The 19,665-nt window shown below is 69.7% G+C and carries 20 protein-coding genes and 2 pseudogenes; 10 read left to right on the forward strand and 12 right to left on the reverse strand.

The annotated features are described in order from the left end of the window. From ACZ4UV_RS29210 to ACZ4UV_RS29220, 3 genes are all read left to right on the forward strand, one after another. Positions 1–234, forward strand: a 234-nt coding sequence (locus ACZ4UV_RS29210) for an SDR family NAD(P)-dependent oxidoreductase (RefSeq protein WP_467841844.1), incomplete at its 5' end; no start/stop codon positions are given. An 11-nt stretch (positions 235–245) separates the two neighbouring features. Further along, positions 246–1,022 carry a CoA transferase subunit A gene (locus ACZ4UV_RS29215; protein ID WP_467841847.1) on the forward strand — a complete coding sequence of 259 codons (777 nt, stop codon included), beginning with the start codon at positions 246–248 and terminating at the stop codon, positions 1,020–1,022. A gap of 2 nt (positions 1,023–1,024) precedes the next feature. After that, entirely contained in the window at positions 1,025–1,675 is a 651-nt protein-coding gene (locus ACZ4UV_RS29220) for a CoA transferase subunit B (RefSeq protein WP_467841850.1), read from the forward strand. A 39-nt stretch (positions 1,676–1,714) separates the two neighbouring features. Here the strand turns inward: ACZ4UV_RS29220 and ACZ4UV_RS29225 are convergent, their stop codons facing one another. The 4 genes and pseudogenes from ACZ4UV_RS29225 to ACZ4UV_RS29240 all read right to left on the reverse strand — a co-directional run bounded on the left by ACZ4UV_RS29225 (position 1,715) and on the right by ACZ4UV_RS29240 (position 3,617). After that, positions 1,715–1,846 (reverse strand): hypothetical protein, encoded by a 132-nt coding sequence (locus tag ACZ4UV_RS29225; protein ID WP_467841852.1) that lies wholly within the window; start codon positions 1,844–1,846, stop codon positions 1,715–1,717. Between the two features lie 500 nt (positions 1,847–2,346). After that, positions 2,347–2,621: pseudogene (locus ACZ4UV_RS29230) on the reverse strand (ATP-binding protein); the annotation flags it as partial. After that, positions 2,596–3,027 (reverse strand): hypothetical protein, encoded by a 432-nt coding sequence (locus tag ACZ4UV_RS29235; RefSeq protein ID WP_467841855.1) that lies wholly within the window; start codon positions 3,025–3,027, stop codon positions 2,596–2,598. The pseudogene ACZ4UV_RS29230 and the gene ACZ4UV_RS29235, both read right to left, overlap by 26 nt. A gap of 410 nt (positions 3,028–3,437) precedes the next feature. Further along, the gene (locus tag ACZ4UV_RS29240) at positions 3,438–3,617 is read right to left on the reverse strand and encodes a hypothetical protein (RefSeq protein ID WP_467841858.1); all 180 of its coding nucleotides are present in this window, start codon (positions 3,615–3,617) and stop codon (positions 3,438–3,440) included. 140 nt (positions 3,618–3,757) lie between these two features. Here ACZ4UV_RS29240 and ACZ4UV_RS29245 point away from each other — a divergent pair, with 140 nt between their 5' ends. After that, the gene (locus ACZ4UV_RS29245; RefSeq protein ID WP_467841861.1) at positions 3,758–4,024 is read left to right on the forward strand and encodes a site-specific integrase; all 267 of its coding nucleotides are present in this window, start codon (positions 3,758–3,760) and stop codon (positions 4,022–4,024) included. A 1,016-nt stretch (positions 4,025–5,040) separates the two neighbouring features. Here the strand turns inward: ACZ4UV_RS29245 and ACZ4UV_RS29250 are convergent. After that, on the reverse strand, positions 5,041–5,937 hold the full coding sequence (locus tag ACZ4UV_RS29250) for an SDR family oxidoreductase (RefSeq protein ID WP_351712101.1): 897 nt from the start codon (positions 5,935–5,937) through the stop codon (positions 5,041–5,043). A gap of 122 nt (positions 5,938–6,059) precedes the next feature. On the opposite strand from ACZ4UV_RS29250, the gene ACZ4UV_RS29255 reads away from it, so the two are divergent. From ACZ4UV_RS29255 to ACZ4UV_RS29275, 5 genes and pseudogenes are all read left to right on the forward strand, one after another. Further along, entirely contained in the window at positions 6,060–6,632 is a 573-nt protein-coding gene (locus ACZ4UV_RS29255; RefSeq protein WP_351712209.1) for a TetR/AcrR family transcriptional regulator, read from the forward strand. Positions 6,633–6,656: 24 nt separating this feature from the next. Continuing rightward, positions 6,657–6,956 (forward strand): macro domain-containing protein, encoded by a 300-nt coding sequence (locus ACZ4UV_RS29260; protein ID WP_351712099.1) that lies wholly within the window; start codon positions 6,657–6,659, stop codon positions 6,954–6,956. Positions 6,957–7,055: 99 nt separating this feature from the next. Beyond that, positions 7,056–7,316 (forward strand): annotated as a pseudogene (locus tag ACZ4UV_RS29265) (transposase family protein); the annotation flags it as partial. Between the two features lie 125 nt (positions 7,317–7,441). After that, on the forward strand, positions 7,442–7,600 hold the full coding sequence (locus tag ACZ4UV_RS29270; RefSeq protein ID WP_351712097.1) for a hypothetical protein: 159 nt from the start codon (positions 7,442–7,444) through the stop codon (positions 7,598–7,600). After that, a complete protein-coding gene (locus ACZ4UV_RS29275; protein ID WP_467841866.1) occupies positions 7,597–8,412 on the forward strand; it encodes an ISAs1 family transposase in 816 nt (271 codons plus the stop codon). Before ACZ4UV_RS29270 ends, ACZ4UV_RS29275 begins: the two co-directional genes overlap by 4 nt. A gap of 359 nt (positions 8,413–8,771) precedes the next feature. Here ACZ4UV_RS29275 and ACZ4UV_RS29280 read toward each other — a convergent pair whose 3' ends face one another. The 7 genes from ACZ4UV_RS29280 to ACZ4UV_RS29310 all read right to left on the reverse strand — a co-directional run bounded on the left by ACZ4UV_RS29280 (position 8,772) and on the right by ACZ4UV_RS29310 (position 18,231). After that, positions 8,772–9,737 (reverse strand): pirin family protein, encoded by a 966-nt coding sequence (locus ACZ4UV_RS29280; protein ID WP_467841869.1) that lies wholly within the window; start codon positions 9,735–9,737, stop codon positions 8,772–8,774. A 41-nt stretch (positions 9,738–9,778) separates the two neighbouring features. After that, positions 9,779–11,281 carry a serine/threonine-protein kinase gene (locus tag ACZ4UV_RS29285; RefSeq protein ID WP_467841871.1) on the reverse strand — a complete coding sequence of 501 codons (1,503 nt, stop codon included), beginning with the start codon at positions 11,279–11,281 and terminating at the stop codon, positions 9,779–9,781. A 223-nt stretch (positions 11,282–11,504) separates the two neighbouring features. Continuing rightward, complete coding sequence (locus ACZ4UV_RS29290; RefSeq protein ID WP_467841874.1) at positions 11,505–13,235, reverse strand: RICIN domain-containing protein; 1,731 nt, start codon at positions 13,233–13,235, stop codon at positions 11,505–11,507. A gap of 30 nt (positions 13,236–13,265) precedes the next feature. Then, positions 13,266–14,027: a carbohydrate ABC transporter permease gene (locus tag ACZ4UV_RS29295; protein ID WP_390036565.1), complete on the reverse strand. Its 762-nt coding sequence runs from the start codon at positions 14,025–14,027 to the stop codon at positions 13,266–13,268. Between the two features lie 44 nt (positions 14,028–14,071). Then, complete coding sequence (locus ACZ4UV_RS29300) at positions 14,072–15,031, reverse strand: carbohydrate ABC transporter permease (protein WP_467841877.1); 960 nt, start codon at positions 15,029–15,031, stop codon at positions 14,072–14,074. A 7-nt stretch (positions 15,032–15,038) separates the two neighbouring features. Beyond that, positions 15,039–16,253, reverse strand: a complete 1,215-nt coding sequence (locus tag ACZ4UV_RS29305) for a sugar ABC transporter substrate-binding protein (RefSeq protein WP_451022689.1) — start codon at positions 16,251–16,253, stop codon at positions 15,039–15,041. Positions 16,254–16,311: 58 nt separating this feature from the next. Then, entirely contained in the window at positions 16,312–18,231 is a 1,920-nt protein-coding gene (locus ACZ4UV_RS29310; RefSeq protein WP_467841880.1) for a glycoside hydrolase family 127 protein, read from the reverse strand. Between the two features lie 289 nt (positions 18,232–18,520). Here ACZ4UV_RS29310 and ACZ4UV_RS29315 point away from each other — a divergent pair, with 289 nt between their 5' ends. Beyond that, positions 18,521–19,543 (forward strand): LacI family DNA-binding transcriptional regulator, encoded by a 1,023-nt coding sequence (locus ACZ4UV_RS29315; protein WP_467841883.1) that lies wholly within the window; start codon positions 18,521–18,523, stop codon positions 19,541–19,543. The last annotated feature ends 122 nt before the right edge of the window (positions 19,544–19,665 follow it).

Here is a 19,665-nt window from a genome sequence, read left to right on the forward strand (position 1 = left end):
ATCCGCGCCAACTGCCTCAGCCCCGGCATGATCGACACCGAGGGCTCGCGGGGCGACCTGCTCGCCGCCGACCACCCCATGCGGACCATCGCCCGCCACATCCCACTCGGCCGGGTGGGCCTCCCCGACGAGGTGGTAAACGCGGCCGTCTTCCTCGCCTCCGACGAGGCCTCCTACATCACCGGCGCCAACCTCGTCGTCGACGGCGGCTGGTCGACCGTACTCCCCGGTTGAAAGGACCTGTTATGGACAAGGTCTGCGCGAGCGCCGAGCAGGCGGTCGCCGACATCCCCGACGGCGCGACGTTGGCCGTCGGCGGCTTCGGACTCAGCGGCATCCCCGCCGTGCTCGTCCAGGCCCTGTACGACCAGGGCGCAAGCGGCCTGGAGGTGGTGTCGAACAACTGCGGGGTGGACGGCCGCGGTCTGGGCGTACTGCTCGAGGTGGGCCGCATCGCGCGGGTGACCGGCTCCTACGTCGGCGAGAACAAGGAGTTCGCCCGCCAGTACCTGGCCGGTGAGCTGGAGGTGGAACTGGTTCCGCAGGGCACGCTGGCCGAGCGGCTGCGCGCCGGAGGCGCCGGCATCCCCGCCTTCTACACCCCGGCGGGCGTGGGCACCCAGGTCGCCGACGGCGGCCTGCCGTGGCGGTACGCGGCCGACGGCACTGTCGCGGTGGCCTCGCCGGCCAAGGAGGTCCGTGCCTTCAAGGGGCGTTCGTATGTCCTGGAGCACGGCATCACCACCGACTTCGCCCTGGTCCGTGCCTGGCGCGGCGACCGGCACGGCAACCTTGTCTTCCGCCGTGCCGCCGCCAACTTCAACCCGTTGGCCGCGATGGCCGGCCGGGTGACGGTCGCGGAGGTCGAGGAGCTGGTGGAGCCGGGTGAGCTGGCCCCGGACGAGGTCCACCTGCCGGGCGTCTTCGTCCAACGGGTGGTCCATCTGACAGCCGACCAGGCCATCGACAAGCACATCGAACGCCTTGCGATCTCCGCGTCTTCGACCCGAGGGACGGTATGACCATGAGCTGGACTCGCGAACAGATGGCCGCCCGGGCCGCCGTCGAACTCACCGACGGCTCCTACGTCAATCTCGGTATCGGCCTGCCCACCCTGATCCCGGGCCATCTCCCGCCCGGCGTGCATGTCGTCCTGCACTCGGAGAACGGGATCCTGGGCACCGGCCCGTATCCGACCGAGGACGAGGTCGACCCGGACCTCATCAACGCCGGGAAGGAGACCGTCACCGTCCTGCCGGGCGCCTCCTTCTTCGACTCGGCGCTCTCCTTCGGCATGATCCGCGGCGGCCACATCGACACCGCCGTGCTGGGTGCCATGCAGGTCTCGGCCGTCGGCGACCTGGCCAACTGGATGATCCCCGGGAAGATGGTCAAGGGCATGGGCGGCGCGATGGACCTCGTCCACGGCGCCCGCCGGGTCATCGTGCTCATGGAGCACACCGCCAAGGACGGCAGTCCGAAGATCCTCAAAGAGTGCACGCTGCCGTTGACCGGTGAGCGGTGCGTGCATCGGATCGTCACCGACCTGGGCGTCCTCGATGTCACACCGCACGGCCTCGCCCTCGTCGAGACCGCCCCGGGTGTGACCGTCGAGGACATCACCGCCCGCACCGAGGCCTCGCTGCACATCGACGCGGCCATCGCCGCCTGCTGACACATCGGGGACGCCGGACGAAGTCAGGACGGGATTCTCCTACGCGTTCCGAGCCTGGCGCAGGATGGGCAGCAGGGGGCCGGTGCCGACACAGGTGAGCAGCCCGCCCGCGTGCACCAGGAGCACGGCGTCGTGGCCCAGGATCATCAGCAGGAAGCCTGCTCCGCACACGCCGAAAACCGCAGGCAGCTTGCGCTGGGGACTGCCTGTCAGCGAGGCGAAGACAACGCATCCGGCCACCTGGCGGCGCTGGTGATCGCGATGACCATGCCGATGAGGCCGTGGACGTCACGCCCATGTCATTCAGCAGAATCGGCGTAGCCACCGGCACGGTGTAAGAGACCACGGCCCCGAAGACCGTCACCAGGCAGATCCCCGTCAGCCGCAGAAGGGAGAGCCGCCGTGGCTGGACGGCGGTGCTGTCTGCAGGCATGGGCGGGGCGTCGAACGGGGGCATACGGGATCTCCACGAGGGTGGCGGCGACGGTGTGCTTCTCGCCGCCACCGTGGCCGTGCCACGCCGAGGGGCATCACCGCACCCGAAGGGGAACGCCCCCTGCGCGAGCGGGCCTCAGGAAGAGGCCCGACTATGGGACACACCCCTTCCGGTGCCTATTTCCTGGGTGATAGCGATCCTTGATCGTGCTGATCCGGTCTCTGACTGCACGCGGCTACGTGCCGGGGCGCGGCATGTCCTGTTCGGTCCAGATGCACTTGCCGTCGTGGAGGTAGCGGGCGCCCAGCGTCGGGAGAGGGCAGCCACGAGTTGCAGTCCACGACCGCCCTCGTCGGTGTACGTGGTGTGGCGGATACGGGGAGTGCTGAGGCTGCCGTCGTAGACCTCGCAGATCAGCGACCGGCTGCGCAGCAACCGGAGCCGGACAGGGCCCTTCGCGTGCCGGACCACATTGCCGATCAGCTCACTGACCAGCAGCTCGGTCGTCATCACCGAGGGCCTGGTCCGCCTGGTAGCGGGTGGAGTCAGGCTCGGGGGAGCAGAACTCGGGCCGCCAGCGCGTCTCATGGAACATCGCAGGCAGCACCGAGCCGAGTGGCGTTTCCTGGGAGAAGTAGGTGACTCCGCCCACACACACGGTGCGGTACCCGTGCATGGCGAGTCCGTCGAGGAGATTCGGGGCGTCGAACACGAACGTCTCGGGGTGAACCTCCTTGAAGGCCGGCGGACGGCATTCCCACAGGCGGCTCGGCTGCTCCGGCTGTGGCAGCTTGGGCAGGAAACCGGAGAAGAACGCCATGTGCGCGGGCAGGGTGAACGTCCCGGGTGTCTGGTGTCGTTCCCACTGCCCGCCGGGCAGCAGTCCAGCGAGGCGGGGAGTGCGGCCGTTCTCCACCGCGTGTGGGCGACGTCGTGACGCAGGGAGTCGAACGTCACGAACAAGATGTTGGTGGCGGAGTCGATGATCTGCGCTGCGTCGATCACGAGCGGCCTCCGGCGGTCGGAACGGGGGTCCACGGCGCGATCGTGCCTTTGGCCTGGGAGTTCACGGGACGAGGAACGCGGTCCTTGGCGATGAGGCCGCGGATGGTCGCGAGCCCGCTGGTGTTATCCAGGAGCGTGCCCCGCGGGGTGTACAGGCTGATCCGTACGGTGGTGACGTCACCGGCGGTCTCCGAGGACAGCCACGCACCTGGGGACTCAATGGCGCTCAGTTCGGCCAGGAGTTCCTCCTCGGGCTGCCATCCGAGGTAGCGAACGGTGCAGGCGTAGTGCTGGGCGTTGATCGCGCCTTGGCGCAGGCGGTCAGCGAATTCGGGCGCTGGCCGGGTGTCCGTCGTGGGCCACAGCGAGGCGAGAGGCCTTGGCGGTGACCACCAGGCAGGCGCCGAGCCACCACCCGACGCCCTCGTGGATCTGGCCTGGGTACTGCGCGACTGCGCCGCCGTCACGGATGACGGCGGCCGTGTCGATGGGGTTAATCAAGGCGGCGCTCCAAATCGGCGGTGACCCAGTCGGCCAGCTCCGCCGGTGACTTGTCGTCGGTGTCGAGCCAGACCGAGGTGTCGTCCTTCTAGGCCACCCGGGCGAAGCTGGCGAGCAGCCGCGGGAGCCGATCGGGAACGTTGAACAGATCGGTGTGGCGGCTGCTCCAGTCCCTGGCCAAGAACGCCGGACTGCCCCCGCGCGGACCACACGGCACCAAGGGCGACGCCATCACCCACGCCCTGGCCAAGCCGGTCGCTCGCCCCGACAAGATCCAGCGCTGGGCCGACCACAAGGACTCCCGCACCACGCAGCGCTACAACCGGCGCAAGGAACTCCTCGACGACAGCCCTGGCTACAGCGTCGGCGCCGACATCGCCGGCGCCCTCGCCCACGAGGACTCCTGATCCACCATCACGGCTGGGGAGTGAGGCCACTCCGCTATGCGACGGCGGCTGGCTTCTGCGCCCCCGACCGTGCCTAAGCTGTGAATCACTCCTGGTGTTCCGTGAAGTCGGCGAACCGAGAAACGGTGTCGCAGAAGCCCGGTCCTCAGTCCTGCTAGCGGGTGAGCGGCAGGAGTCGGGCGAGTGCCTGCTTGCAGTTCGCCGCGGTCCGGGCCGCTGCTTCCTGTACTGCCCTGGCGCCTCGGTGGGGAGCTGCGCTGTTGCGTAGAACGCAAGTTCTTTCAAGGCGGCATCCCGGAGCTCCAGAGGGAGGTCGAGAACATCACGCTCCTCGACGGTGAACTCCCCGTACTGACGCTTCGCGAATTCCCGGACCATTCGCCCCTTCGGATCCTCGGCCGACATGATGTGACTGAGGATGACGTTCTTCTTCATCGTCACGGAGACGTTCGACATGTCCACGACTCAGGGCGCCTGCTTGTCCGACTTGCGCGGCTTGCCCTGATTTTCTCGGCTCATGCGCGGACCATATCGGCCCCGGAGGCTCTGCGCTGACCGTTCACTCCCAGGGGGTTGCCCGCGGGGCTCCGCACCTGCTCCGGCCTCCTGGGTAGGCTCCGGGCGCGGGTAAACGAGGGCGCCTGAGAGTGGGGTCATCATGCCGGTCAAGGACGGGTGCCCGAGCTGCGGCGCTCGGCGCGAGGGCAAGGATCGTTGGGGCGCGTGCGCGAAGTGTGGGGCTCGGCAGCGCTGAGCCGGCGGGCAGGTGTCGGTGTCGGTGTCACAAGCTTGCTTGCACAGGGGTCAGGGCTGATGCGTTCTCAGTCGGCGAGATGAGCTGATCGCCTGCGTTCCTGCAGCCGCAGGCCAGCCTGGTAGTCCCGGCGCAGTACTGCACCGGCCTCCCCTCAGAACCGTGCTGGCCCTTCGTCCGTTCAGGCGAACCCTGTCGATTCCGTGTCCTCGCCGCCACGTGTCGTCCTTGTCGAGACCGACACCGCTTGGCGCGTCGTGCGTCAGGTGCGGAAGTAGGACCCGGCGTCCAGGTCCTGGATGAGGCTGGGCCCACTTGGCGCCCAGCCGAGGAGTTCCTGTGTGCGAGTGCTGGAGGCGGGGATGTCCATAGCGAAGAAGCGGCCGATCCAGCCGAAGTGCTTCTGTGCGTCCTGCGGTGCGATCGAGGTCACGGGAACGTCGAGTCCTCGTCCGATGGCCTGTGCGATCTCCCGTGTGGGGACTCCCTCCTCGCTCACCGCGTGCAGGAGCGTTCCCGCCGGGGCCTTCTCCAGTCCCAGGCGGGTGATCTGCGCGGCATCTGACCGGTGGACCGCCGGCCAGCGGTTCGTGCCGTCGCCGACGTAGCCCGCGACCCCTTTCTCACGGGCAATCGCGACCAGGGTCGCGATGAACCCGTGGTCGCCGTCGCCGTGCACGGTCGGGGCGAACCGCACGCTGACCGTGTTCACGCGGCGATCGACGTACTCCAGCGCGAGGTTCTCGCTGCCGCCTCGGGGGGACTCCAGGCCGTGGAACGGTGACCTGTCGTCCTCGGTCGCCAGCCGGCCCTGCGCCGGGCCGGCGACGCCGGACGCCAGCAGGAACGGACGGCCTGATCCGGTCAGGACGTCGCCGATCGCCTGCACGGCGGCCCGTTCGGCCTGATTGGAGACGGCAGGGTTGTTGAAGTCGTGCTTGTTGGCGAGGTGGAGGACGGCGTCAGCGGTCGCGGCGCCCTCCCGGATGCTGTCGAGGTCGTCGAGGTCGCCGCGGCGGACCTGGGCACCCTTCGCGTCGAGGGATTCGGCCGCGGTATCGGAGCGGGCGAGCCCGACCACCTCGTGGCCGGCGGCGAGCAACTCGTCGACTGTGGCCGAACCGATCCACCCGGATGCTCCGGTGACGAAGACGCGCATGTGAATGATCTCCTTCGATACTCAAGCCTGGTGAGCGAGGCAAGCGATGTCAGTTGCTGACGTCAGTGACTGTCGTCACTGTAGCTGTCATGTCAGCTGCTGTCATCACTAGAGTGGTGGGCATGGTGCGATGGGAGCCCGGGGCGCGGGAACGACTACAGGCAGCGGCGATGGACCTCTACATCAGTCGCGGCTACGACAGGACGACCGCGGCCGACATCGCCCAGGCCGTCGGTCTCACGGAGCGAACGTTCTTCCGCCACTTCGCCGACAAGCGTGAGGTGCTTTTCAGCGGCCAGGAGCTGCTGGAGCAGGCGTTCCTGGACGGCGTAGCTGCGGCTGCGCCGGACGCGTCACCGCTCAAGATGGTCGAGTCCGCCCTGTCGGCCGCGGCGCCGTTCTTCTCGACCGAGCGCCGCGACCACTCCAGGCGGCGGCAGAGGATCATCTCCGAGAATCCCGCGCTGCAGGAACGGGAGTTGTTGAAGTTGGCGGGGCTGGCCACGGCGGTCGCTGCCGCCCTCCGATCGCGGGAGGTTCCCGAGGCGACGGCCACGCTCGCCGCGGAATCCGGGGTGACCGTGTTCGGCGTAGCCTTCGGGAAGTGGATCGCCGAGGGTGAGGAGCGGTCGTTCCTCGACATCGAGCGCGAGGTGTTGGGCGAGCTCGTGGCGATGGCCGTCGGTGCGACGTGATCAGTGTAGCGATGGACCAACCGGGTGAACTACCCGACGACGTCCTGGCCTCGCGGTAGTGATCACTACTGCGTTCGGACCTCGGCGCCGGCCCGGCATGTCGTGCGCGCTGTGGGCGAGAGGGATGGCGTCGACGAACCGGCCGCCGAGCTGATGGCGTCCGGCTATATGGCCAGCCTGCGGATGTGCGATGAGGTGAGCGCCGGCAGTGTGGCGGCCGGTTCGCAGTCCACCGGCACCTTCGGGTTCCCCAGCACGAGGCGTGCCAGATCGGCGTGGCGACCTTGCGTGGCGCCGGCACTCAGGTCGGACGATCAGGGCTGATGCGTTCTGACCTCAGTTGGCGAGATGAGCTGATCGCCTGCGTACGCGCGGTCCCGTGGGACGGTTCGCCCGGTTCGGCAACGAGAGACGCGACCCCCGATGATCAAGGTTGCTGAAGCCTTTGATCACGAACAGGGGTCGCGTTCGCGTGCTGTCCCCCTGATCAGTGTCCTGCAGCGCCACTACGAGGGCATCGACTCCGCCTGCCCGGATCCGGAACCGTCGCAGTTCGCTTCCCTGGCCCAGGTCTTGGAGCAGATACCTGATCCCCGCCGGGTCCGGGGCCGCCGCTACCGCCTGGACTCCCTGCTCGCGCTGTGTCTGGTCGCCGTCCTCGGCGGAGCCGCGTCCCTGGCCGCCATCTCCCGCTTTCCGTCGATGCCGACTCCAGTCTGCGCGAACGACTCGGACTTGACTCCAGCACACCGAACGCCTCCACGCTGGGACGACTGTCCCGCCTGGACGGCGACGCCCTGGACGACGCCGTGGGCGCTTGGCTCGCCCGGTACGCCGCCGACCCGGTCGACGAACTCGGCGACAGGCTGGTCGGCCTGGCCGTCGACGGCAAGACCGTGCGAGGATCCCGCACCGACAGCAGCGCGTCCACCTGCTGGCTGCCGCGCTGCACTCCTGCCAGACCGTGATCGCCCAGCGCCAGGTCGCCACGAAGAGCAACGTAATCCCCGCTTTCGCCCCGCTGTTGGACCGGATCGACCTGCGCGGCGTCGTCGTCACCGCCGACGCGATGCACACCCAGCGCGCCCGCGCCGAGCACGTCATCACGGCTGGCGGCCACTACCTCCTGGTCGTCAAAGGGAACCAGAAGAAGCTGCGTCGGCAACTGCGGCGCCTGCCCTGGCGGGAAATCCCTCTCCAGGCCCGCACCACTGGGGCGGGGCACGGCCGCCGAGAGGTCCGTCGCCTGAAGGTCTGCACCGTCCAGCCGGGCCTGCTCTTCCCCCACGCCGTCCAGGCCATGGAGATCAAACGCCGCCGCACCCACCGCAAGACCAGCAAGGTCGAGACGAAGACCGTCTACGCGGTTACTAACGACCTCGTGCACGGTTGGCCGTGGCACATCGAGGTGTGTGGCGTTGTTGGTGTTCACGCTCGGAGGGCGTGGTCGAGGGTGGCGGTCCGCTGGTGTGAGAGCAGACCGGCGACGGCGTGGACGATGTCACTCATGTGTTCGCGTCGGCCATGGTGGCGGGCGAGAGCCCGCCAGTTCTTCAGGTGGGCAATGCCGTGCTCGACGCGGATACGCCGTGAGGATTGCGCCTTGCGCTGTAGTTCGTGCCGCTCCTCGTACCAGGCGGGAGCGTTCGCCGTCCTCGGCAGTGGCGACGTCGATCCGAGAGGTGCTGGCGCTCCGACCGGTGCCAGCGAAGAGAACCCGCTCTTCTCGGCGCGTCCGACCTTCCCGGGTGCACCGGAGGAGGCCTGTCCCCGGCCCTGAAGGTGGCGGGTTCCGACAAACGTCTTCCGGCGGCGTTAACCGCCCCTGTCTGACCGTGTCAGCCGTCCCGCCGGGCGGGATCCGGCGTCGAACTCATCAAACTGGCGCCGCCTGTGCCGACAGCGCAGGCTGGGCAAGCTGACTCCCTGTCAGGCTGACGTGGCGTCAAGAAAGTCAGCATTAGGTCAGCATTGGTTCTGGCAAAGTCGCCCACAGATGCCCACACCTTGGAATCGAGGAAGTCCCAGGAGGTGCCGCTGAGGCACCTCCCGAGGTCCCTTGCCTCCGATGATCATCCTTAGGTGGAGGGTGGTTGCGCGGTCTTCGGCTCTTGGGGGGATAGCTGGCGTATGCGCAGGTCAGCGCGCCCGTCCGCGTGGCTTGAGCGGGGTCGGCGGCATCTCCGGCGCCGGCAGTGGGGCCCCGTCATACCCCTTCACCTCGCCGAAACGGGTGCCCTTTGCCCAGTCCTCCCGGGCCTGTACGATCTCGTCTTGGGAACGGGCGATGAAGTTCCACCACATGATCAGCTCCTCCTCGAACGGCTCGCCGCCCAGGAGCATGACAGCCGCGTCGGACTCCGCGCGCAGGGGGAGTTCGGTGCGGCCGCAGCCCAGGTAGAGCATCGAGCCCGGGAGCACCGGTACGCCGTCGACGTGCACCTCGCCGGACATCGCCAGGACGCCGTACTCGAAGTCGGGGTCGAGGGGCAGGCGGAGGTCGGCGCCCTGGGCGAGGGCCAGGTCCGCGCCGACGATGGGGGTGAACGTCGTACCGGGGGACGTCGCGCCGTCGAGGGAGCCGAGGATGACCGTGGCGGTCAGGCCGGGGGCCGTGACCGTCGGCAGGTCGGGGTGGTGTTCGAACCGCGGGTCCGTGTGCCGGTGGGAGTCCGGCAGGGCGACCCAGAGCTGGGCGCCGTGCAGGTACCGGGCGTGCGACCTGGGGCTCTCCTCGGAGTGGCTGATCGCCCGGCCCGAGGTCATCAGCCCCAGCTCGCGCGGGCGGATCGTCTGCAGGCTGCCGGTCGAGTCGCGGTGCAGCACCTCGCCCTGGTGCAGCCAGCTGACGGTCTGCAGCCCGATGTGCGGGTGCGGCGGGACCTGCATCCCCGGCTCGTCGGCGATGTCGTCGGGGCCGTAGTGGTCGACGAACGCCCAGGCACCGATCATGCGGCGGCCGAGGTTCGGCAGCAGCCGGCGCACCTCGGTCGACTCGCCGAGCTGTACGTGGCGGGGGCTCAGCAGCTCGCGGACGGGTTCGGCGACGACGAATCCGCGGCCGCCGCACACGCTCGGAACGGGCGCGCGGTCAAGGTTGCTCATGTCGGACAACTTAGCGGCCGAAGGTCCCCGTTGCCGAGCGGTCAGCCGGTCGTACGGAATCCGTCCCTCAGGTTGTCGAAGACCGGCCGGTAGGTGTTCCACCTGGCGTCCGGTGCGGACAGGTGGATGTCGTACTCCCGGCCGCCCGCGCCGCCGTAGCCGAGGTCGATGGCGCGGAAGACGCGGACCCGGCCTTGGAAGGTGAGCTCCCAGACCGCGGCCGGCTGCCCGCGGAAGGTGGTCCGCTGCATCCGCAGCCTGCGGTAGGTCGGGTAGTTGACCTTGGTGTTGGCCTCGATGTCGGCGAAGTGCGTGATCGGGTTCGCGCCGGCCGGTTCCACCATGCCGATGGTGACGCCGGCCAGGCCCGTCGGGTCCTTGTAGGTGATCTCGTCGGTGGCGCGGGTGCCGGCCGTCCAGCCGTCGGGGACCGGGAAGGAGACTCCGAGCTCCTTGTCGGTGGCGAGGTGGTAGCCCTGGGGGAGGGGAGAGGGGGCCGAGCTCGCCGTCGTCGTCGCCGATGACGCCGGATGCTTGTCGGCGGGGGCGCGCGGGAGCGTGAGGGCGGCCGTGACCGCTGCGGCCGCCGCCAGGGTGATGGCCCCGGCCGCCAGGGCGAGCCGGCCGCGCCGGGCGCGCCGCCGACGGCGTCCGGCACCGGCGGCCGCCGCCCGGACCGTGGCCGGTGGCGGCTGCATCGGCCGGCGCCGGGTCGCCTCCGTCACCGCTCCCGACCAGGTCGACAGCAGCGCCCGCTCGGTCTGCTCGGCAGAGGAGCGGTCCGCCGGGTCCTTGGCGAGCAGCAGCTGGACGAGCGGCTCCAGCGGGCCCGCCTGCTTCAGCGGCTCGACGGGGTCGGTGACGATGGCGTACGCCGTCTCCATCGCCGTGTCGCGCCGGAACGGCGGCCTGCCCTCCACCGCCTGGTACAGCGTGGCCCCCAGTGACCACAGGTCCGAGGCCGGTCCGGGGGTCAGCCCGCGCAGCCGCTCCGGGGCCATGTAGGGGATCGAGCCGACCATCTGACCGGTCTGGGTGAGGGTGGAGGACCCGGCGGTGAGTGCGACGCCGAAGTCGGTGAGGACGACCCGGTCGTCCGGGCCGAGCAGTACGTTGCCGGGTTTGACGTCCCGGTGCAGGACCCCGGCGGTGTGTGCGGCACGCAGGGCGGCGACCATGCCGAGGCCGATCCGGGCGGCCTCCTCGGGCGGGAGGGTCCGGCCGCCGTCGAGGAGGTCGGCGAGGGTGGGCGCGGGGACGTACTCCATGACGATGCAGGGGCGGCCGTCGTCGTCCACGACGTCGTGGACGACGACCACGTTGGGGTGGACGACCCGGGCGGCGCTGCGGGCCTCGCGACGGGTGCGCTCGTAGAGGGTGGCCAGCTCGTCGTCGGACAGGTGCGGACGGGGGTGCAGCTGTTTGAGCGCGACCTGCCGGGCCAGCACCTCGTCCTCGGCCCGCCATACGGTGCCCATGCCGCCGCGTCCGATCCGCTCGGCCAGCCGGTACCGCCCGGCGACCAGCCGCCCCTCGTCCGACACCGCCCGTCCTCCGCCAGCTCTGTCCGCCTTCGATGAGTTCCGACACGATAACCGCGCTTAGCTGGTCACATGTTCGGATCTGCCGGCTACCCGACCTGTGTTCCTGGGATGATGAGGACTGGCTGGCGTTTTCGACTGCAAATCGGTCGGAAAAGGCTGCGCGGGGCAACGAATGCAGGTCGTCGCCCCGCGCGGGTGTGCTCGGGTTCACGTGCGGCTCACGTCAGCGGGCGGTCAGCTTCCACAGGTGGTCGGCGGTGCCGTTGTCGTCCCACTGGAGGACCTGGGCACCGGAGGAGGTGCTCATGTTGGTCACCCCGAGCAGCAGCCCGCTGTTGTAGTTGGCGATCTTGTAGTAGCCGTCGCCCGACGGGATCAGCTGCCAGAGGTGGTCGGCGGTGCCGTTGTCGCCCCAGATCAGGGCGGTGCCGCCGTCGGAGGTACCCGCGTTGGTGATGCCGAGGAGCAGGCCGCTCGCCTGCTGCTTGATCTTGTAGAGGCCGTTGCCTGCGGCCACCAGGGTCCAGTTCTGGTCGGTGCCCGTGGTGGCGGTGGCCTGGACGACGAGGGTGCCCTGGGCCGTGCCCGCGCCGCTGGTGTCCAGGGCGAGGCCGCTGTTCTTGTTGGTGATCTGGTAGCGGCCGGCCAGCGAGGTGGCGGTGCCGCTCGGGGTGATGGTCAGGTGGTAGCCGTCGGAGGCGTTCATCGTCACCGGCACGGTGATCGAGCCGCCGCTGACCGTGTAGTCGGTGTCCGAGATCGTCACCGGCCCGGAGACGGCGGTCGTCCGGCCCTTGGACGGGGTGTACTCCAACTTGACGTGCACGGTGCTGCCGAAGGCGGAGAGCGACGACAGCCCGTTGACGGTGACGGCACACGAACCGGTGCAGCCGCCGGTGACCACGCTGATCTGGTTGCCCGCGCCGTTGCGCGAGGCGAAGCCGTCGATGCCGGTCTGTGCCGGAGGCGTCGTGACGAGCATGTTCCCGGACATGTCGCCGTACCACTTGTAGAGCCAGTAGGCACCGTTGGGCGAGCCGCCGGTGTCGGTGAGGGTGTCGCCGAGGGTGCCGTAGTGGTTCCAGAAGGCCAGTTCGGCGTCGTGCACGCCGGCCCGCTCGAACTTGGCGACATAGCTCGCGAGCGGCCCGGGGACGCCGACCTCGCTCGTGGTGCCGTACTCCTCGATGGCGATCGGCCGGGCGCTGATGCCGAGGCTGCTCTCCAGGGCGCGGTAGGCGGCGACATGGGCGGCGATGTTCTGCGAGCCCTGCAACTCGTGCCAGGAGACGATGTCGGGCACGGTGCCGCTCGCCTTGGCGTCGGTGAGAAACGTGGTCATCCAGCTCTGGTTCCACGCCGAGTAACTCGGGCCCTGGATCGGGGTGGTGGAGTCCTTGGCACGGACCTCCTTGTACGTCGTCGCCCATCCGGAGTCGAAGCTGCCGGCCGACGAGGTGTTCCAGGTCCAGTCGGGTTCGTTCCACAGCTCGTAGGCGGCGATGTTGGTGGCGCCGGAGGACTTCACCGATGCGACCTGCTTGTCCACGGCCGACAGCCAGTCGCTCCAACTCACCCATTTGTAGGGGAAGTCGGGATACCAGTCCGGCATCCGTACGACCACCTTGGCACCGGCCCTGGCCGCCTCGGGGGCGACGACCAGGGCGTCACCGCCGGGGCTGGACTCGCCGTTGGGCAGCTGGCTGCCGCCGGGCGCCATCTGCACGAAGGTGTTCGGCTTGAGCGGCTCGACCAGGCTGTCGGCCGGGACGCTCGCGGTGTCCAGGCCGTACAGGCTGCCCGTGGCCACGTGCGTGACCGAGCGCAGGGTCTGGTTCGCGTTCACCACGAGGGTGGTCGACGAGGTGGGTGCCGCGTGGGCGGGCGCCGCGGTGCCGACGGCGGCCGTGAGTATCACGGCGCCGAGAGTGGCTCTGAGGGGTGTGCGGCTCATGGCATGCGTCTCCTCGAGGAGTTGGGGGTGTCAGTCCTTCACCGCGCCCGCGGTCACGCCCGCGGCCACATAGCGCTGGGCGAGGACCAGGAGGACGGCCGCGGGGACCGACGCGACGACGGCGGTGGCCATGATCGCGTTCCACTCCTGGTTGTTGTTGCCGATGTACTTGTAGATGCCGAGCGTGATCGGCTTCCAACTGCCGCCGCCGTCGAGGGTGTTGGCGAAGACGAAGTCGGACCAGGCCCACAGGAAGCCGAACAGCGAGACGGTGACGATCGCGTTGCGGCTCAGCGGGAGGACGACCGACCGGAAGGTGCGCCAGGTGCCGGCGCCGTCGATCCGGGCGGCCGAGACGAGTTCGCCGGGGATGCCCGACATGAACGCGGTGAAGATCATGACGCCGAAGGGCACGGCGATGGTGGAGTCCGCGACGATCAGACCCCACCAGGAGTTGAGCAGGCCGAGGTCCAGGAAGATGCCGTAGAAGCCCATCGCCATGACGATGCCCGGGATCATCTGGGCGATCAGCAGGGCCAGGCTCAGGGCCCCGCCTCCGTGCGGCCGGAGCTTCGCCAGTGCGTAGCCGGCCGGGGCGGCGATCAGGAGGGTGAGGGCGACCGTGCCGATGCCGATCAGCAGGCTGGTGCCGAGGTAGGGGAGCTGGTCGTCGAGGACGGCCCGGTAGCCCGCGAAGGTCGGGTGCAGCGGGAGCAGGTCCGGCGGGTCCTTGCGCATGTCCTGCTGCGGGGTGAGGGACACGTTGAGCATCCAGTACACCGGGAACAGCATCAGTGCGGTGAGGCAGAGACCGATCAGGGTGTAGCCGCGTGACTTCACGCCTCCTGCCTCCTCTGGACGCGGATGTGGAGGAGGCCGAAGACCAGCGCGATCAGGATCAGGATGTCGCCGACTGCGGCACCGGGGCCGAACTTGGGCAGCAGCGTGCCGAAGCCCAGCTGGTACGACCAGGTCGCCAGGGTGGAGGAGGCGTCGCCGGGACCGCCCTTGGTCATGATCCAGATCAGGTCGAACACCTTGAGGGTGTAGACGAGCCCCAGCAGCAGGGTGATCGCCGACACCGGACGCAGCAGCGGGAAGGTGATCCGGCGGAACTGCTGCCAGGCGCCCGCCCCGTCGAGCGCCGCCGCCTCGTACAGCTCACCGGGGATGTTCTGCAGGCCGCTGTAGAGGATGACCAGGTTGAAGGGGATGCCGATCCAGATGTTGGCGACGATCACCGAGACCAGCGCCCAGTCCGGCGAGGTCAGCCAGCCGACGGGGCCGACGCCGAGGAAGTGCAGGAAGTAGTTCACCACCCCCGACTCGCTGTTGAACATCCATGACCACGTCGACGCCGACACGATCAGCGGCAGCAGCCAGGGGATCAGGAACAGCGCCCGCAGCATGGTCGAGAGCCTGAAGTGCCGGTTGAAGAAGACCGCGAGGGCGAGCCCGATGACGTACTGGAAGGCGATCGACACGAAGGTGAAGACCATGGTGTGCCGCATCGCGGGACCGAACGTCGGATCGTCCAGCACGGTGCGGAAGTTGGCCCAGCCGGAGAACGGTGCGTCGCCCGCGACGAAGGAGCGCACGGTGTAGTCGCGCAGGCTGAGGTCGAGGTTGCGGTAGAGCGGATAGACGTAGAAGGCGGCGAGGTAGGCGATCAGCGGGGCCACGAAGGCGAGCGCGGTCAGCCGCCGCCTGCGGCGCAGGGAGCGGGCGCCGGTGCCGCTCGCCCGCGCCGCGGCGGCCGGTGTGCGCCGCGGCCGGTCGATCCGGGCGACGGTCATGCCGGTCCTAGCCCTTCTGCGCGCTGGACTGGGCGGTCGCCAGGGCGTCCCCGGGGGACTTGCTGCCGGAGAGCGCCGCCTGGACGGCCGTCCACAGGGGCTGCGAGATCGTCGGGTACTTGGTGCCGAGACCGCCGCTGGTCCGGCCCCGCGCCGCCGCGACGGCCGCCACCCACGGCTTCAACTCCGCGTTCTTCGCCACCTGTTCGGTCTGCACGGCGGAGGTCGGCGCCACGTACATGAGCGTGGTGTCGGTGGCCAGCAGGCTGGCGTCGCTGGTCAGACAGCTGACGATCTTCTTGCTGAGGTCGTAGCGCGAGGTGTCCTTCTGCACGGGAACGGTGACGAACTCGCCGCCCGTCGGGACGGGCGCCGAACCGCCGTTCTGAGCGGGGATGTTGATGACGCCGTAGCCGAACCCGGCCTTGTCGGCGTTGCCGAGCTGCCAGGTGCCGTTCTCGCTGAACGCGTAGTCGCCGGTGGCGAACTCCTGCCAGCTGGTGGTCTGGGTGTTCTGCAGCACGTCCTTCGGGGCGTACCCCGCGTCCACCCACTGCTTCCACAGCGAGAGGGCCGCAACTCCCTTGCCGGAGTCGAGCTTGGTGAGGTCGCCGCCCGCGCCCCAGAACCACGGCAGGAACTGGAAGCTGCCCTCCTCGGTGTTGATCGCGGAGAAGGTGATCCCCTTCTTCCCGGCCGCCTTGACCTTCTTCAGCGCGGCCGTGAGCGACGCCCAGTCCTTGACGGAGGCCGGGTCGACACCGGCCGCGGAGAGGACCTTCTTGTTGTAGTAGAGCGCGAGGGTGTTGGCGCCGATCGGGACGCCGTAGGAGGAGCCGTCGATCGTGCCGGCGCCGATGATGTTCTTCTGGATCGAGGAGGTGTCGAGCCCGAGGTCGCTCGTCTTGTTGAGGATCCCCGCCTCCACCAGCGTGGAGACGACCGGGTTGTCGACCAGCATCACGTCCGGCGCGTTGCCCTGCTGCGCGGCCAGCAGCGCCTTGTTGCCCAGGTCGGTGGTGTCGTACGCGGTCCGCTTGAGCTTCACCCCGGCCGAGGTGCCGCACGAGGCCACCCGCTTGCCCCAGTCCGAGGAGGCGTCGAACTGCGGGTACGGGTCCCAGAAGGTGTAGGTCCCGCCGGCCGAGGACGACGATCCCGAGGAGCCGGAACCGCCACCGCAGGCGGTGAGAGGGAGCAGGGCGGCCGTGGTGAGGGCCATGAGAGTACGGCGGGTGGGTATCACGGGGTGACCTCGTTGTCGTAGGACGGGGGGTGTCTCAGGAAGTGGGGAGCCAGACGCGCATGCTGCCGTCCTCGCGGTTGGCCCAGACGTGGTACGGGACCGCGGTCAACTCGACCGGCTCGCCGTCGGATTCGGCCGCGGGGCCGGTCGCGGGGGCGTACGGCCACCAGCCCCGGTCGGGGAGCGGGCGCCGCCGGCCGGCGGCCACCACGGTGGTGACCCCGCCGAGCAGGTCCGGGCGGTGCTTCACGGCGAGCGGACGGGACGGGTCGAGGACGATGTCGTCCAGACCGCCGCCCGGATGGTCGGCCTGTTCCAGGCAGTGGACGAGCGGTCCGCGCTCGATCGCCACGCAGCCGCGTACGGCGTCCACGCGCGGGTCGGCCGCGGTGAGCCGGGGCTCCAGAACGAGTTCCAGGACCACGCGGTCGCCCGGCGCCCAGGTGCGTGACAGCCGCAGCCAGCCGTCGTCCACGGGCGAGTCGTAGGTCTCCTCCCCGCACCGCACCCGGAACTCCCGGCACCACTGCGGGATGCGCAGCGACAGCGTCCAGGGGGCGTCGGCCGGGGTCTCCTCGACGGTGAAGGCGACGGTGCCGTGCCAGGGATAGTCGGTCTCGGCACGTACCCGGACCCGGTCGGCCGTGTACGTTCCGGTGACGAACTGGTGGATCTGCAGGCCCTGTTCGTCGCCCGACGCCAGGTAGTGCGGCAGGCTCGCCAGCAGCCGCATCACGTTGGGCGGGCAGCAGGCGCAGCGGAACCAGCGGGTGCGGCGGGCCGACTGGTCGCCGCCGGTGTCGGTGTGGCCGTCGCGGACCTGGAGCGGGTTGACGTACAGCCACCGCTCGCCGTCCAGCGAGACCCCGGCCAGGAAGCCGTTGTAGAGGGTGCGTTCGATCAGGTCGGAGTAGCGGGCCTCGCCGGTGAGCAGGGCCATCCGCCAGCTCCACTGCACCGATGCGATGGCGGCGCAGGTCTCGCAGTAGGCGCGCTCGTTGGGGAGTTCGTACGGGTCGCCGAAGTCCTCCTTGTCGTGGTGCGCGCCGAGCCCGCCGGTGAGGTGGGTCTTGGTGGTGGTCATGGCGTGCCACAACCGCTCGCCCGCAGACCGGAGTTCGGCCTCCCCGGTCTCCGTGGCCAGGTCCGCGGCCGCCGCGAGCAGGTACAACTGCCGTACGGCATGGCCCTCGACGTTCGTCGCCTCGCGCAGCGACACCCGGTCCTGGGAGTAGGCGTCGCCGTCGAGCAGGCCATGGCCGTGCCGGTCCACGAAGTAACCGGCCAGATCCAGATAGCGGCGCTCGCCGGTCTCCCGGTACAGCTCCACCAGAGCCGTCTCGATCTCCGGATGGCCGTCGATGCCGTCGAGGGGTTTGCCGCTGCCGGGGAGGCCGAACACAGAGTCGATGTGGTCGGCGAACTTGCGTGCCACGTCGAGGAGTTCGGGACGACCGGTGGAGCGATGGTGGGCCACGGCGGCCTGGATCAGATGGCCCGCGCAGTACAACTCATGGCCCCAGCGCAGGTCCTGGTACCGCTCGCCGCCCTTGACCAGCTGGAACCAGGTGTTGAGATAGCCGTCCGGCTGCTGGGCGTCGGCCACCAGGGCCACGATCCGCTCCACCTCGGCGGCCAGCAGTTCGTCGTCCTCGTCGGCGAGTTGCCAGGCAGCCGCCTCCAGCCACTTGTAGACGTCGGTGTCGACGAACGGGTACGCGCCCCGGAACCCGCCCTCGGCCGTGCCGGCCGCAAGCCGCAGGTTGTGCAGGTTCCCGGCGGACTCCAGCAGGTCCGGGCCCTGCGGGAGGGAGACCCGGGCGTTGGTGGTGCGACGGTCGTGCCAGAAGCCCGCGTCGATGGTGGCGGCCGCCGGGCGCAGCGCGGTACGGGCGTCGGGGGTGAGACGGACCGGGCCGAAGGGGGAGGGCAGGGCGGAGCGGGTGCGGGGCATGGCTCTCCGGGGTGAGGAGGGGGCTGGGCGCCTTGACGCCAGCGCTGTCGGTATGTCGAACGCCGTCTGGAGCATCGGACGTGACGAGGCGTGGAACCACTTTGAGCAACCGTTTTCTCGCCGAGAAGTACAGGGCAGTCGGAGGGAGGGGTCAAGACACCCGGCGCAGATTTCTCAAGTTGCCTGCTGGATCTGGTGCTTCACTCGACCGGCTGCGAGGATGGCGGGCGGCTCTGTCGCCGTGCGATGGGCGACGCGGTCGAGGAACCGTCAAGGAAAAGGTTTGCCCGTGACCTCTGCTCCAGACTCTCCGCCCGCCGGCCGGGCCAGGCTCGCCGATGTCGCCGCGCTCGCCGGTGTCAGTGTGGGCACGGCGTCCAAGGCGCTGAACGGCGCCGGCCGGATGCGCCCGGAGACCCGGCAACGGGTGCTGGACGCGGTGGAGGAGCTCGGGTTCCGGCCCAACCAGCACGCACAGAGCCTGCACAGCGGCCGCAGCTGGACGGTCGGCCTGATGACGACGGACGGCATCGGCCGCTTCAGCACACCGGTCCTGCTGGGCGCCGAGGACGCGCTCGGCGCCGGGAAGATCTCCGTCCTGCTCTGCGACACCCGCGGCGACGCCATCCGCGAGCAGCACCATCTGCGCAACCTCACCGCCCGGCGGGTGGACGGCATCATCGTCACCGGCCGCCGTACCGACCCCCGCCCGCCCCTCACCGGCATCGACCCGTCGATCCCGGTCGTCTACGCCCTCTCCCCGTCCACCGACCCCGCCGACACCTCCGTCGTCACCGACGACCGCGGCGGCGCCCATCTCGCCGTGGAACACCTGCTGGCCACCGGTCGCACCCGGATCGCCCATGTCACCGGGCCCGAACACCACCAGGCCGCCCGCGACCGCGCCCGGCACACCGTCGAGCACCTGGCCGGGGCCGACCTCCGACTCGCCACCGGACGGGTGCACTTCGGGGAGTGGAGCGAGGCCTGGGGGCGGCGCGCGGCCGACGCGGTGCTGCGGACGGCGCCCGGCACGGACGCCGTCTTCTGCGGCAACGACCAGATCGCCCGGGGGGTCGCGGACGCCCTGCGCGAGCGGGGGAAGGACGTGCCGGGGGACATCGCCGTGGTCGGCTACGACAACTGGGACACCATGGCCCTCGCCTGCCGGCCGCCGCTCACCACCGTGGACATGAACCTGGCCGAGATCGGCCGGATCGCCGCGCTGCGGCTGCTCCAGGCCATCGACGCCGAGCCGGAGCCCGGGGTGCACACGGTGCCGTGCCGGCTGGTGGTGCGCGAGTCGAGCTGACGTGCGGCCGGACGTGCGGTGAATCTTCACTTCCCGCACGCACATCCTGGTTGCTTAAGTCAATCAATTGACTTACATTCGGGAGGGTCGTACAGACCCGAGCGGCCCTACGGAGGCCCGAC

This window comes from Streptomyces sp. NPDC028289 (assembly GCF_055565975.1).